Genomic DNA, 13,851 nt, shown 5'->3' with positions numbered 1-13,851 from the left:
AAAATTGATGGATGCACTGATGAGCGGTGAACTTACCCCGAAGCAGCGGGCGATGGTCGATACATGGGAACAACATCTGACCGCCGAATTCGAGCTGAAGAATATCGATGCGACCATGGCGACCATGGCGGCGCGCCCCTTCGTCAATCATGTCCCGGTGATGACCGGCGGTTTCGGCCACGAGGCAGTCCGCGCTTTCTACAGTACCTACTTCCTGCCGGGCCATCCGCCCGACACCGAGACGGTTCCCGTCGCGCGCACGATCGGCGAGGAGCGGATTGTAGACGAACTGATTCACAAGTTTACCCACACGATAGAGATGCCGTGGATACTCCCGGGCATTCCCCCCAGCGGCAAGCATGTCGAGATCGCCGTCGTCGTGGTTGTGCAGTTTGAAGACGAAAAGATTTCCGGTGAGCGCATCTACTGGGACCAGGCCAGCGTGCTGGCGCAGATCGGCTTGCTCGATAAAGAGCAACTGCCCATAACCGGCAGCGAGGCATCCCGCAAGGTTGTCGATCCCGCGAGCCAGCCATCCAACGGCCTGATCGAGCGGGCGCCGGGGCAACAATGACCGGCGTCAGGAGCGTCCCCGATCTCGTCGCAGACCAACACAGGAGTGCCCGCAGGGGCACTCTTTCTTTTTCAGCCTTCCCGCTCTGGCAATGCGCGCAATTCCCTCCCCAGAAGGCAATACTGCACTATTGTTTCCTGTGCCCCGTGCACCACAGCTAAGGACGGACTGAACGACACAAACGACGGAGGATACAGCGCCGTGACCAAGGACGATAAAAACCGCACAACCAACGATGCCGGCATTCCGGTAGCCAGCGACGAGTATTCGCTGACGGTGGGGGCCGACGGCCCTATCCTGCTGCAGGATCACTACCTGATCGAGCAGATGGCCAATTTCAACCGCGAGCATATCCCCGAGCGCCAGCCCCACGCCAAGGGCTCAGGTGCGTTTGGCTACTTCGAGGTCACCAAGGATATGACCGCCTATACCAAGGCTGCGGTGTTCCAGCCGGGCACCAGGACCGACACGCTGATCCGCTTTTCCACCGTCGCCGGCGAGAAAGGCAGCCCGGACACCTGGCGCGATCCGCGCGGCTTTGCCCTCAAGTTCTACACCACGGAAGGCAACTACGACATGGTGGGGAACAATACTCCGGTGTTCTTTGTCCGCGACCCGATGAAGTTCCAGCACTTTATTCGCTCGCAGAAGCGGCGGGCGGACTCCGGCCTGCGCGATAACGACATGCAGTGGGATTTCTGGACCCTGTCGCCGGAGACGGCGCACCAGGTCACCTGGTTGATGGGCGATCGCGGCATACCGAAGACATACCGGCATATGAACGGCTATTCCAGCCACACCTATATGTGGGTCAACGCCAAGGGCGAGCGCTTCTGGATCAAGTACCACTTCAAGACCGACCAGGGCGTCGAGTCCCTGACGCAGCAAGAGGCCGACCGGCTCGCCGGCGAGGACGCGGACGCGCACCGCCGCGACCTGTTCAATGCCATCGCCAAAGGCGACTACCCCAGCTGGACCCTGAACGTGCAGATAATGCCGTTCGAGGAGGCGAAGGACTACCGCTTCAATCCCTTCGACCTGACCAAGGTGTGGCCACACGGCGACTATCCCCTGCACGAAGTCGGCCGGCTGACGCTGAATCGCAACCCGACCGATTTCCACACGGAAATCGAACAGGCCGCCTTCGAACCCAACAATATCGTGCCCGGCATCGGCTTCAGCCCCGACAAGATGCTGCAGGCCCGCGTCTTCTCCTACGCGGACGCGCACCGCGCCCGCATCGGCGTGAATTACAAGCAGATCCCGGTGAATGCGCCCAAGTGTCCGTTTCACAGCTACAGCAAGGACGGCGCCATGCGCGTGCAGAATGCGTCGGACCCGGTCTATGCGCCCAACTCTAAGGGCGGGCCGGCCGCCAATCACACCTACATGGAGAAGTGGGAGGCCAGCGGCGAGTTTATGCACGCGGCCTACACGCCGCACAAGGAGGACGACGACTTCGTACAGCCGGGCGTACTGGTGCGCGAAGTGATGGACGACGACGCGCGGGCGCGGCTGGTGTCCAATGTGGTGGGTCACCTCAAGGCGGGCGTATCGGACGAGATCCTGAAACGCGCCTTCGACTACTGGCGCAAGATCGACAAGGATATCGGCGACCGCATCGAGAAGGGCGTCAAGGGCGGCTGAAACGCCGTATGCGCCCGCGGCCCCTGCGGATCGCACCAAGAATTGTGGACGCAGGACGGCCGCCCGCTTCCGTTTTTATCTTTACTCTTGATTGTTCCCGGACGAGTTCGTGCCGGCCTTCAGTCAGCGGCGGCGGCAAATCCCTGGGCCGCAAACTATTTTTCGGCAGTGTTTATTACCGGATCAGTCGTCACCAGTCCGCGCGCGCTGCTCCGCCAGGTCGAGCGGTTGATCGCTGCGTTTGGCCGTCCTGAGGCCGGCGTTGTACTGAGACAGGATGCGCGATTGATAGACCTTGTATTTCAAGGTCGCAATCTTCTGCTCCTCGTGCCCCTCGCATGCCAGCGGCGCTGCCTCCAGCGGATCATTCGCGAGGTCGTATACGCGGCACTCACCCGTCTGGTAGATGAGTTGCAGCTTGGTGCCGTCGCGGTCGATGGAACTCACGGTATTCTCGTTGCCGTAGAGGAAGATGTACTTGCGATATCCCTCTGCGAAAGCCGACTCCCCCTGTATCAGGTCGCGGTCGAAGTCCACGTCCATGCCGTCCAGCAGGGTCGGCAGTACATCTGAATGCACCGTGGGTCTTTCGATACGCGCGGGCGCGAACAGGCGCGGCTGGTGAATAAGGGCGAAGGTCGCGAAGTTCTCCTCGTAGCTCGCCCGCGCATGTCCCCAATTGCCCTTGTGCTGGCCAAAGGCCTCGCCGTGATCGCCGGCGATCACGAGGATGGTGCGGTCCGCCCGGCCACTGGCCTGCAGTGCGGCGTAGAAGCGCTCCAGCTGCACATCCAGCAGGCGCAGGTTGTTGTAGTAGCGGTCGATCTCGCGGTCGGTGCTGTCGATCACACGGTATTCCGGCCCGTAGTCGGTGTAATCCATATGCGCAGCACCGCTGTAGTAAATGCCGAAGAATGGCCCCGTCGCGGTGGTAACCCGCTCGATAAAGGCATCCATTGTGTCGCGCTCGTCCCGCAGCCAGTCGCTGCCCGGGCGCTTCAGGTGCCGCTGCGGAATTGAGTAGTAGTCCTGGATCTCTATCCCGGCGTGCAGAAACAGGGCGCGCGGGAAGTAGTGGGCAGTGCGGCTGGGCGTCACCAGGAAGGAACTGCGCCTGTCGATGAAATCCCCCAGGGTGGGCACCTGAATATCACTGCGCGTGGCAAACAGGTAGGGAACCGGCACCGGGCCGAGGCCGGTAACCAGCGAAAAGATCGAGCGGGGGCTGCTGTTGCTCGGGGAGTAGTGGTTGCCGAAGAACACCCCTTCGCGGGACAACTTGTGCAGGAAGGGCATCGGCTTCGGGTTCGGTTGGCCCGCGCCCCTGAGGTTCGTGTCAAAGATGTAGCGGCGCCCTACGCTCTCCAGAATGAGCAACACCACGTCGAAGTCATCCGCTGCTGTAATCCCGCCGCCCGCTGTCGCGCCGCCCGGCTGCAGCGCAGACTCCGCGCGGCGCAGCGACGGCGGCACCGCATTGCCCACGAAGGCGGGATCGACCCAGCGCACTGATTCCATCTGCGCTGCCGAAGGCGCGCGCTCCTGGTCGGCAAACCGGTTGTGCGAGAACAGGGCGCCTTTGATGACGTCTTTGCTGACGTGGATCACCGGATTCACCCTGAGGAAGTCCTCCTCGCCGAAGGAGGCATCAAACCCGGGCAACACCGCCAGCGCAGCCACGAGACAGAGCGTCATGCCATTGCGGATCCTGCGCCAGCTTCCGCGGTTCAGAAACAGAGCGAACAGGTAGAGCACCGCCGGCAATACCATGAGCACCGTATAGGTTGGCGTCAGTTCGGCCTTGAATTCCGCAAAGCCGAAGCCGCTTAGCCATGCCTCCTGCAGTGCGTCGAATCCCAGGGGCACGTGCATGACCAGGGCGACCCGATAGAAGGCGCCGTGGAACACACCCACGAACAGCAGCATGGCCAGAACAGGCAGGTGCCGCCACCAGCCCGATTTCCAGCCGCGTCTGCGCATCAGCCATACCAGCGCGGCGCCGGCCACGGCGAGCACCAGTGTCGAGGGCAGCACAAAACGCAGGTCCCGGTATGAATTCAGCATCAGGTCCAGCCAGCGGTGCTGGTGGGCATCAAAGCCGAATGGCGCGGCCTCCACCGTAAACATATGCGCGTAGAACCATCCCCGGGCGATCAACGCGTAGGCCAGTACGGCCCAGGCCCAACAGATCCAGACAGCGCGGCTGTCGATCGTATGCGCAAAGGCGGCGCCCATCTTCGCGGGCAGGATCTTGAACGGCTGAACAAGGGATTCACTGGCGTAGCGAGTTAGGCCATCGCCCGGCGACTTCACAGTTTGACTGTTTGACATGGACACTGCTTGATTTATCGGAGCAACAACCAAGCTGCCCCAAAAAAATTCGAGGCCCGTATGGCCAAGGGGGCAGCTGCCAGTGCGAGTATAAGTTCTGGAAAAGCCTTTACTGATGTGATGCGCGTCTTTATGACGCGCTGATGACAGGAACGTGAATTATTTGCAAATCATTATCAATGCGCTTGAGGGCGGTCATGGCCAATAATGCAATCGGTGTAACGCAGGTGCGCGCATCCGACCGGAATATTTGGACGCCCGCCTTCGCTGCCTGCCGCGCGGAGGGACAAATCTGCCGCCGCGCGGATTTCGGCCTGGCAGCGCAGCCATCCCGGGTGCCGCGCACACCGTTTATTCCGCGGTGCAAATCGATTGAGCTGCCGCCAGCTGTGCGGATGGCTCCGGACCCTTTGTCTGCAAGAAACTGGAAGTGAACTGTGGAAAACATCTATGCACAATTCCCGCAAGATCTGACCCGTGAGCATTTTTCAGATCTGGTCCAGAGCGAGCACGTGCGCATAGAGCGGATCATCTCCCGGGGGCAGAGTTCACCGGAGAGCGGCTGGTATGACCAGGAAGACCACGAATGGGTCATAGTACTGGAGGGTTCGGCTGGCATTCGCTTTGAGGACGGCCGCGAGATAGTGCTGCGCAAAGGCGACCATGTGAAGATTCCCGCCCATGTCAGGCACAGAGTAAGCCACACTGACCCCGACAATATTACCCTGTGGCTCGCCGTTTTCTACCGGTAGGCAATTCTGGAAAAATGGATACTTATCCGAAGGAGAATCAATGTATAGCGTGAACAGAGCGGGCGAGAATCGCCTGGATATTGCCATCAGCGGCAAGCTCGGCCCGGAGGAAATGAAGCGGGCACTGGACGAGCTGGTCGAAAAATCCCATGGTATCGAGCAGGGCACCATGCTGTGTGATGTTATCGACTACCGCCTGCCCTCGATTGCGGCCATCGGCATTGAATTCTCGCGCCTGCCCAGCATGCTGGGCTTTATCGGCAAGTTCCGCCGGGCCGCGGTGCTCACGGATGAGAACTGGATAGGAAAAATCAGCGAGTTCGAGGGCGCACTGATTCCCGGTCTGGAGATTAAGGCATTCGCTCACGACCGGCGGGCCGATGCGGAGGCCTGGCTGGGCAGCGGCTCTGCCTGACCTCCAGTGTACGCCGACAGGGCCCGCAGCTCCCGACAGGCAGTCGCCCGCGATCGCTACACGGCGATGCTATAATCCGCCGCCTTTCCGAAGTAGAGACCGGCAAATGATGATGCGAATCGTGGCTTTCGCCAGACTGTTGTTGAATACGGCGTTGTTGAATGCGGCATTGTGGAGCGCGGCGGCGGCCGCCGAATCCGACTTCTATGCGAACCAGGAACTGCAGCGCCAGATGCCCGGGGCCTTCGCGCTGCAGCCGCAGGCCCGCGGCTTCCTAAAGCCCGCCTTTGCAATGACGATAAGGCAGGCGGATGCGCTGGTGGCCGCGATAGAAAAGGACCAGGCGCTCAGAGACGCCATCGCGCGCTGGCCGGAACTGTCGATCGACGAGCAGATTCCCCACCTGAAGCGCATCTTTGCGCTGGAAACGGCGGTGATGGAGATAGCGCCGCCGAAACTGGTTATCGACAACCACAGCTACCCCGGTCGCACCGTCTATTTTGACTTCGACCCGCAGAAGCCGTCGACCGGTACCGTCTACCTGAATCCGGACAAGCTGGCCGCGCGCAACAAATACGACGCCCTGGCCTTCCTGATTCACGAGACGCGCCACTCCTACCAGTTCCAGCTGGCTTACGCCGACGAGGCCGGGGACAAGCCCGAGCAAGTCTCCCCGATCGCCGAAGGCTACCGCAGTGCATTCGAGGCCCAGAAAACCCTCAAAGGATTTTCCTTCAGCGACTTTCTCACTTTGCTGAATGAATACGAGGCCTTTCAGTTTGCCAACTACGTGGTCGGCAAGCTGACCGACTGGCAGCTGGAGATGACCGATATGGGTACCTTTGCCAGCCAGTTCGACCGCGAGGGCAGGCTCAAGATCGACTTGATCCGGCTGTCGGAAACACCCTCTGACGCCAGCGTGCTGGAGCGCTACAACCGGCTGGCCAAGGCGCAATACGAGCAGCGAGCGCGCAGGCAATAGCAGCCGCCGCGCCCGCTCGAGGTCACTGAGCGATCAAGCGGGCGCCGACACGGCCAGTCGCCACTCACTGCGGATGCGGACGCGCTACGCAGACCTGATCACCGTAGTAGTTGTCGGCATAATTGCACTCGGTCGCGCGCGGCCGCTGACCGCTGCGGCCTGCCGTAGATCTGTTAACGATGGCGATAATGGCTTTCATGGGCGCCTCCTGTTCCTCTGGTGTGCAGCCAGAGTATTGCGGCGGGACCGGCAGCGAAAATGAATTTTTCCACTCGTCCCCATAGCGCTCCGCTATGGAGAAAGTCAGGCCGATTGCATTAAGTCATAAGCGGATTGTGCATACCCTTCAATCACAACTACCCGATGCGGAGTAACAGCGCCGTGGAAATGACCCTGCGAGCGGAAAGGACTGCGGATATCGACGCAATCGATGCCCTGATCACGGCTGCTTTCCTGGAGGCCGCCCGCAGCAGCGGCACGGAGCAGCATATTGTCAAGGCGCTCAGGGTTTCCGGGCAGCTGGCGGTCTCCCTGGTGGCCGAGGTGCAGGGCCAGCTGGCCGGACACGTGGCTGCATCGCCGGTACGGATTTCCGATGGCACGCCCGGCTGGTTCGGCATAGGCCCCGTCTCGGTGCTGCCGCAATACCAGCGACGGGGTATCGGTACCCGGCTGATGCAGGAATGTCTGCAATACCTGCGGGCGACGGGCGCCGCAGGCTGTGTGCTGCTCGGTTCGCCCGCCTATTACCACCGCTTTGGCTTCCGCCCGGCGCCCGGCCTGACACTGGCCGATGTGCCGCCGGAATATTTTCTGGCCCTGCCCTTTCAGGCTAGGATTCCCCGGGGCGATGTAACCTACGACGCCGCTTTCTCGGTCACGGCCTGACTAACGAGAAGGCCCGCGCTGACTGAACAACAGAATCTGGCTTTAGCCACAGCACGCAGCAAACGGGAAAGCAGATGGCTAGAAAAGCACTTGTCCTCGGCGCCACCGGTCTGATCGGCGGCCATCTGGTGAATCAGCTCGCGGATGCCGCGCACATCGGCCAGGTGGTGACGCTGACGCGGCGGGCAGCGCCGCACCCCGCGGCCAAAGTGCGCAACGAGATCGTGGATTTCGAGCGGCTCTCGGACTGCGCATCGCTGTTTGAGGGGGACCTGCTGTTTTCCTGTCTCGGCACCACACGCAGTCGGGCCGCTTCCCTGGCGAAACAGCGCAGGGTGGATGTGGACTACCAGTTGCAGGCGGCCAGGCTGGCCGCAGAGGCCGGCGTCGCGCACTATCTGCTGGTCTCTTCCAGCGGCGCCGATCCGAACAGCAGAAGTGCCTACCTCAGGATGAAGGGTGAACTCGAGCGGGAAGTTCTGCGCCTGCCTTTTCCCCGGATCAGCATTTTCCGACCGTCGCTGCTGCTGGGCGACAGAGCAGAGTTCCGCCCCGCGGAGTGGCTCGGCAGCCGGCTGTTGCCGCTGCTGTGCACCCTGCCCGGCCTGCGCCGCTACCGACCCATCCGCGGCGAGCAGGTCGCGGCCAGGATGGTTCAGGTCAGCAACGAGCCGGGGCCAGCCGTGGAGACATTCACGCTGGACGAAATATTCCACTATTAACCTGGCAATAAACATTGCCGGGTTAATAACGCGCCAGTCGCTCCAATCGACAGCTCCCGTGGCGCAATGGCAAGCCGTGGAAAACTGATCCATTTTGTTCCCAAACCGTACCACGCTATCGGAAGCGCGTTATGCCCCACCGCGCACGGTATCGTTGCGGCCTGTGGCTGTGTATCCTCAACTATGTCATGCGCAAACAGATGGAAGCCGCGCACGCTATGCAGTGCATTTTTGCGAAGTTTTACCCACGACTGGCACTGGCCACAGGACTCTGCGGCCTGCTGTCCACCCTCTGTGCCGCGGCATCCGATGACAAAAGCAACGCCATCACCGTCGAGGGGATCACTGTCGCGGAACGGCCCATCGTGGAACCGGTGCCGGTCACCGGCACCCTGACACCGCCGCGGCAGGCAATGCTGTCGACCGAAGTCGAGGGCCTCGTCAGCGAGGTCCACGTGGACGTGGGCAGCCGGGTGAAGCGAGGTCAGCCGCTGCTGGAGCTGGATCCGGAACTGAACGTCATCGCCCGCGACGCGGCGCTTGCGGCAGTGGAGCGCAGTCGCGAGGCGCTGGCGGAGAGCCGCCGGCGGTTGAGTGAGGCGCAGCGTCTTGTAGGCGACAAGCATATCGCCGAGACCGAAGTAAAATCGCGGGCCTCCGAGGTGCGTATTCGCGATGCGGAGTTGCGCGCGGCGGAGATTGAAGCGCAGCGCCAGGAAGCGCTGTTGCGGCGCCACAAAATCGCCGCCCCGTTTGACGGCGCCATCAGCCGGCGCTTTGCCGAGCTGGGCGAATGGGTAGAGCCGGGCGTCGACCTGTTCGAACTGGTGGCCGCCGAGCGGTTGCGCGCGGACTTCCAGGTGCCGCAGCGGCTCTATGCGCGCATCGACCCAAAGACCCCGCTCGACGTCCGCTTCGATACCGGCACCGAACACACCTACAAAGTGCGCGTGCAGCACAAGGTGCCGCTCAGCAGCAGCGACGCGCGCACTTTCCTGCTGCGCACGGAAATCGCCACCGAGAGCACACCGCAGCTGATTCCCGGCATGTCGGTCTCCGCCACACTGCTGCTCGACACCGACCGCCGCGGTGTCGCGATTCCCCGCGACGCGGTACTGCGCTACCCGGACGGGCGCATCACCGTCTGGATCGCCGACAACTTCAGTGGCTGGGGCAAGGCCGCCCAGGTGCGCGAACAGCAGGTGAGCACCGGCCTCAGTTTTGCCGGGCTGATTGAAATTCGCGCGGGGCTCAAGGCGGGCCAGGTGGTCGTCACCCGCGGCAATGAGGGCCTGCAGAAGGGCCAGACGGTGATCCTGAAACAGTCGCAGTAACCAGTGACAAGCCAATGGCGTTAAGTTATGGCTTGGCGCCTTGTGGGAGCCTGCCCTGCAGGCGAATGCTGCGGGCGCGATCGGCGGCATCGGTATCGCCGGCCGGGCAGGCTCCCACAGCACATTCATCAAGAAGCGATCATGTTTGAGCAGATAGTCCGCAACGGAATTCTGGTGACGGTCAGCGTACTGATCATCGCCGTGCTGGGCGTGGTGGCGGCGCTGCGCATTCCGGTGCAGATGATTCCGGACCTGGAAGTGCGCACCATATCGATCCAGACGCGCTGGTCCGGCGCCACACCGCAGGATATCGAAAAGGAGATACTGATCGAGCAGGAGGAATACCTGCGCAATATTCCCTACCTGCAGGAACTGCAGTCCACCGCCGATCTCGGCACGGCGGAAATAGAGCTGGAATTTCCGTTCGGCGTCGACATTACCGAGGCGCTGATCCGCGTCAACAACGCGCTGACCCAGGTGCCCTCCTATCCGGAGAATGTCGACGAGCCGCGCGTCTACGCCACCTCCTTCTCCGCCAACGCCTTCATGTATTTCCGCATCTCGCCGCTGCCCGGCAATCCGCGCAACCTGGATATGGACATGATGCGCGATTATGTCGAGGACAATGTGCGCCCGCGCATGTCGGGTGTGCCCGGCGTGGCGCAGGTGGATGTGGGCGGGGGTGCGGAGCGGCAGATCCAGATCCGCCTGATGCCGGCGCGCCTGGCCGAGCGCAACCTGACGCTGAACGATGTGCGCGCGGCCATCGCCGCACGCAATCGCGACATTTCGGGCGGCGAAGTGGAGAGCGGCAAGCGCCGCTACCTGCTGCGCACCCTGGGCCGCTTCCGCGATCTCGACGAGCTGCGCGACCTGATTCTGCAGCGCAGCGGCGACAGTATCACGCGCCTCGGCGATGTGGCGGAGGTGGCGCTGGACCATTTCAAGATCCGCACCAATTCCTATGTCAACGGCCTGCCGGTGATCAGCCTGTCGGTGCGGCGCGAGAGCGGTTCCAACGTGATCGCGATCAAGCGGGCCATGCTGAAGGAGATGACACAGATCAACCGCGAGCTGCTCGAACCCCAGGGCATGGTCATGGAACTGACCGCGGACGACGTCGGCTATGTGCAGGACTCGGTGCTGAACGTGTGGAAAAACCTGATGCTAGGCGCGCTCTTCGCCACCGCGGTGATGTACCTGTTCCTGCGCTCCATCCGCGCGACGGCGCTGGGCGTCGCGGGCATCCCCATCTGTACCATCGCCGCGTTTATCGGCCTGCTGATCGCCGGGCGCACCATCAATGTGATTTCCCTGGCCGGGGTGGCCTTTGCCATCGGCATGACGCTGGACAACAGTATCGTGGTGCTGGAGAGCATCGAGCTGGAGCGGCGCCGCGGCCTGAATAAACTGCAGGCGGCAATCGCCGGGGTGCAGCGAGTCTGGCCGGCGGTGCTCGCATCGACGCTGACCACGGTGATGGTATTTCTGCCGGTGGTGTTTATCGCCGAGGAGGCCGGCCAGCTCTATTCCGATGTCGCCATCGCCATTTCCGCCTCGATACTGGTGTCGATGCTGGTGGCCATTACCGTGATCCCCACCGCCAGTGCGCGGCTGGAGTTCGACGGCGCGCGGGCGGAGGCCATCTCCCACAGCGCACTGCGCAACGGCGTGCTCAACCGCATCGGCTGGCTGATCGCCACCCCGGTGCGGCGGATCTATACCATCGGCATCACCGCGGCGCTCAGCCTGGCGATTATCGTGTTGCTCACGCCGCCGGCCGAATACCTGCCGGAGGGCGAGGAAGCCAAGACCTTCGCCACCATGAACGCGCCGCCGGGCTACAACCTGGGCACCATGGAAGAGATTGCCGGCGAACTGCAGGACTACTTTCTGCCGTTTGTCGACGACGAACCGGCGGCCTTCGATCGCGGCGAGACAGCGGTGCCGGCGATGAAGTACCTCAATATGCGCGTGTCGCCGCAGAGTCTGCGCATTATTTCCGAGAGCAGGGATCCCGCCCATATCGACGAGCTGATGGCGGCGATCGTGCGCAAGTACGAGAGCTATCCGGGCATGCGCGCCTTTGCGGCGCGCGGCTCCATCATCAGCAGCAACGACGGCGGCACGCGCAGCGTGAACCTGGATATTTCCGGCCCGGATCTCGCCAACCTGTACCAGGTGGCGCGCGCCGCCTATACGCGCACGCGGGAAATCTTCGACAACCCCAGTATCCAGACCCAGCCCGCCAGCCTGTCCCTGGCACAGCCGCTGTTGCAGGTCACGCCCAACTGGGACAGGGCCGCGGAAGTGGGCATGAGTGCGGAGGACATTGGTTTTACCGTGGCCGCGCTGACCGACGGCGCCTTCGTCAATGAGTTCTTCCTCGACGACGACAAGATCGATATGTATCTCTACAACCGCCAGGGCCCCGCGGCGACGGTGGAGACACTGCAGAATATTTTCGTGTACACGCCGGCGGGGCGGGTGCTGCCGCTGTCGGAACTGGCGGACACCGTCGAGACCGTCGACACCAGTACTGTGCGGCGCGTGGACGGCCGCCGCACGGTGACGCTGAATATCATTCCGCCGCGCTCGGTGGCGCTGGAGACCGGCGTCGAGCGGGTCAGGACCGATCTGGTGCAGTACCTGAAGGACCGCGGTCTGGTGCCCGCCGGCGTCAGCCTGAATATTTCCGGCGCCGCCGACCAGCTGGATGCCACGCGTGAATCACTGGCCGGCAACTATGTCGTCGCCCTGCTGATCGTCTACCTGCTGATGGTGGCCATCTTTGCCCACTGGGGCTACCCGCTGCTGATCATGACCACCATTCCGCTGGGCATTGCCGGCGGCATTGCCGGCCTGGCGCTGCTCAACCTGGTCGGCGCCGTGCTGCGCGGTATGGGCATGGAGGGCTTCCACCAGCCGTTCGATATGATCTCCATGCTCGGCTTTTTGATCCTGATGGGCACGGTGGTCAACAACCCGATCCTGATCGTGCACCGCGCCGTCGCCAACGTGCACGAAGATGGCATGGAACCGCTGGCGGCGGTGGAAGAGGCGGTGAGTTCGCGCCTGCGCCCCATCGCCATCTCGTCGATTACCACTATCTGCGGCCTGGCACCGCTGGTGTTCCTGCCCGGCGCCGGCACCGAGCTCTACCGCGGCGTCGGCGTGATCGTCATGAGCGGGATTATCGGCGCGACCATCGTGACCCTGACGATGCTGCCCGCGCTGACGGTGGTGGTGCTCAACTGGCACCAGCGGCTGGCGAACCGCGCCCGGCCGGCACACAATGATTAGAGCCCCTCTCCGCCGCCTGGAACCGTCATGAAACGCCGTGCCGCCGCACCGATTCCCGCCGCTACTGTTGCCGCGACTGTTGCCGCTATTTGCGCCGCTCGCGCCGCGGCCCGAGCCCATCTCGGCAAAGCCTGCTGTGCGCCCGGCAACACGGATCTGCGCGCGCGCGGTCGGTAGCCGCCGTGAGGCCGCTATGGCAGACGAGTTTACCGGCCTGCACCAGCTGCTCGCGCATATCGACAAGACGGCCCGCGACAGCGAGCGCGTATCCCTGGAAATGGTAGTGACTGCGGTCGGGCTGCGCTCCTTCGCGCCCCTGCTGTTGTTGGTGGGCCTGATCCTGTTCTCGCCGCTGAGCGGCATTCCCGGCGTGCCGACCACCATGGCGCTGCTGGTGCTGCTGGTGACCGTGCAGCTGCTGTTGGGGCGCAGACACTTCTGGCTGCCGCAGTGGCTGCTGCGCCGCTCCATTTCCAAGGACAAGCTGCAAAAGGCGCTGCGCTGGCTCGAGAAGCCGGCGCGCTTTATCGACCGCTGGCTGCGCCCGCGCCTGCAATTCCTGGTCAAGCGCAGCGGTACCTATCTGATCGCCAGCATCTGCACGGTGATCGCACTGGCGCTGCCATTCATGGAGATAGTGCCCTTCTCCGCCACCATCGCCGGCCTGGCACTGGCCGCCTTCGGCCTGGCTCTGGTGGCGCACGACGGACTGCTGGCACTGGTAGCCTTTGTGGTCACGGCAGTCGTTCTGGCGCTGATAGTCGGCGCACTGACTTGAAGTAACGCCCAGGTTCCAGGCGTCCCACCAGTCGCGCCACAGCGGATCAATAGTAGGCCTGAAGTTATTGGGGGCGCAGATTCTGCCCAACGCCTTTGGAGTCGGCAGATTCACTGCCAAAATCC

The 13,851-nt window shown here is 62.7% G+C and carries 12 protein-coding genes; 10 read left to right on the top strand and 2 right to left on the bottom strand.

Annotation, left to right across the window (positions count from 1 at the left end; genetic code table 11):
- The first annotated feature begins 19 nt into the window (after window positions 1-19).
- Window positions 20-574: an ester cyclase gene (locus RRF64_RS01070; RefSeq protein WP_323843981.1), complete on the top strand. Its 555-nt coding sequence runs from the start codon at window positions 20-22 to the stop codon at window positions 572-574.
- 201 nt (window positions 575-775) lie between these two features.
- Entirely contained in the window at window positions 776-2,221 is a 1,446-nt protein-coding gene (locus tag RRF64_RS01065) for a catalase (RefSeq protein ID WP_323843980.1), read from the top strand.
- A gap of 183 nt (window positions 2,222-2,404) precedes the next feature.
- Here the strand turns inward: RRF64_RS01065 and RRF64_RS01060 are convergent, their stop codons facing one another.
- Window positions 2,405-4,552, bottom strand: a complete 2,148-nt coding sequence (locus RRF64_RS01060; protein ID WP_323843979.1) for an LTA synthase family protein — start codon at window positions 4,550-4,552, stop codon at window positions 2,405-2,407.
- Window positions 4,553-4,989: 437 nt separating this feature from the next.
- Between RRF64_RS01060 and RRF64_RS01055 the strand changes: the two genes are divergently transcribed.
- The 3 genes from RRF64_RS01055 (at window position 4,990) to RRF64_RS01045 (ending at window position 6,701) form a co-directional block, all read left to right on the top strand.
- Entirely contained in the window at window positions 4,990-5,304 is a 315-nt protein-coding gene (locus tag RRF64_RS01055; protein WP_323843978.1) for a cupin domain-containing protein, read from the top strand.
- Between the two features lie 40 nt (window positions 5,305-5,344).
- Complete coding sequence (locus RRF64_RS01050; RefSeq protein WP_323843977.1) at window positions 5,345-5,719, top strand: SpoIIAA family protein; 375 nt, start codon at window positions 5,345-5,347, stop codon at window positions 5,717-5,719.
- A gap of 106 nt (window positions 5,720-5,825) precedes the next feature.
- The gene (locus RRF64_RS01045; protein ID WP_323843976.1) at window positions 5,826-6,701 is read left to right on the top strand and encodes a hypothetical protein; all 876 of its coding nucleotides are present in this window, start codon (window positions 5,826-5,828) and stop codon (window positions 6,699-6,701) included.
- A 64-nt stretch (window positions 6,702-6,765) separates the two neighbouring features.
- Here the strand turns inward: RRF64_RS01045 and RRF64_RS01040 are convergent, their stop codons facing one another.
- Window positions 6,766-6,900 carry a hypothetical protein gene (locus RRF64_RS01040; protein WP_323843975.1) on the bottom strand — a complete coding sequence of 45 codons (135 nt, stop codon included), beginning with the start codon at window positions 6,898-6,900 and terminating at the stop codon, window positions 6,766-6,768.
- Between the two features lie 164 nt (window positions 6,901-7,064).
- Between RRF64_RS01040 and RRF64_RS01035 the strand changes: the two genes are divergently transcribed.
- The 5 genes from RRF64_RS01035 (at window position 7,065) to RRF64_RS01015 (ending at window position 13,726) form a co-directional block, all read left to right on the top strand.
- Entirely contained in the window at window positions 7,065-7,589 is a 525-nt protein-coding gene (locus RRF64_RS01035) for a GNAT family N-acetyltransferase (protein ID WP_323843974.1), read from the top strand.
- Window positions 7,590-7,663: 74 nt separating this feature from the next.
- On the top strand, window positions 7,664-8,311 hold the full coding sequence (locus tag RRF64_RS01030; RefSeq protein WP_323843973.1) for an NAD(P)H-binding protein: 648 nt from the start codon (window positions 7,664-7,666) through the stop codon (window positions 8,309-8,311).
- Between the two features lie 131 nt (window positions 8,312-8,442).
- Complete coding sequence (locus RRF64_RS01025; RefSeq protein WP_323843972.1) at window positions 8,443-9,645, top strand: efflux RND transporter periplasmic adaptor subunit; 1,203 nt, start codon at window positions 8,443-8,445, stop codon at window positions 9,643-9,645.
- Window positions 9,646-9,786: 141 nt separating this feature from the next.
- On the top strand, window positions 9,787-12,948 hold the full coding sequence (locus tag RRF64_RS01020) for an efflux RND transporter permease subunit (RefSeq protein WP_323843971.1): 3,162 nt from the start codon (window positions 9,787-9,789) through the stop codon (window positions 12,946-12,948).
- A gap of 193 nt (window positions 12,949-13,141) precedes the next feature.
- Complete coding sequence (locus RRF64_RS01015) at window positions 13,142-13,726, top strand: exopolysaccharide biosynthesis protein (RefSeq protein WP_323843970.1); 585 nt, start codon at window positions 13,142-13,144, stop codon at window positions 13,724-13,726.
- Window positions 13,727-13,851: the final 125 nt, after the last annotated feature.

This window comes from Microbulbifer magnicolonia (genome assembly GCF_035117725.1).
GTDB classification, from domain to species: Bacteria; Pseudomonadota; Gammaproteobacteria; order Pseudomonadales; family Cellvibrionaceae; genus Microbulbifer; species Microbulbifer magnicolonia.
The sequence above is the reverse complement of the archived record's forward strand: the minus strand, read 5'-3'. Positions and strand labels throughout refer to the sequence as shown.

Excerpts from the sequence above, each read along its gene's own strand:
- RRF64_RS01015 (WP_323843970.1), top strand. The coding sequence starts at position 13,142 with ATGGCAGACGAGTTTACCGGCCTGCACCAGCTGCTCGCGCATATCGAC.
- RRF64_RS01050 (WP_323843977.1), top strand. The coding sequence starts at position 5,345 with ATGTATAGCGTGAACAGAGCGGGCGAGAATCGCCTGGATATTGCCATC.
- RRF64_RS01030 (WP_323843973.1), top strand. The coding sequence starts at position 7,664 with ATGGCTAGAAAAGCACTTGTCCTCGGCGCCACCGGTCTGATCGGCGGC.
- RRF64_RS01035 (WP_323843974.1), top strand. The coding sequence starts at position 7,065 with ATGCGGAGTAACAGCGCCGTGGAAATGACCCTGCGAGCGGAAAGGACT.
- RRF64_RS01020 (WP_323843971.1), top strand. The coding sequence starts at position 9,787 with ATGTTTGAGCAGATAGTCCGCAACGGAATTCTGGTGACGGTCAGCGTA.
- RRF64_RS01070 (WP_323843981.1), top strand. The coding sequence starts at position 20 with ATGAGCGGTGAACTTACCCCGAAGCAGCGGGCGATGGTCGATACATGG.
- RRF64_RS01060 (WP_323843979.1), bottom strand. The coding sequence starts at position 4,552 with ATGTCAAACAGTCAAACTGTGAAGTCGCCGGGCGATGGCCTAACTCGC.
- RRF64_RS01040 (WP_323843975.1), bottom strand. The coding sequence starts at position 6,900 with ATGAAAGCCATTATCGCCATCGTTAACAGATCTACGGCAGGCCGCAGC.
- RRF64_RS01045 (WP_323843976.1), top strand. The coding sequence starts at position 5,826 with ATGATGATGCGAATCGTGGCTTTCGCCAGACTGTTGTTGAATACGGCG.
- RRF64_RS01025 (WP_323843972.1), top strand. The coding sequence starts at position 8,443 with ATGCCCCACCGCGCACGGTATCGTTGCGGCCTGTGGCTGTGTATCCTC.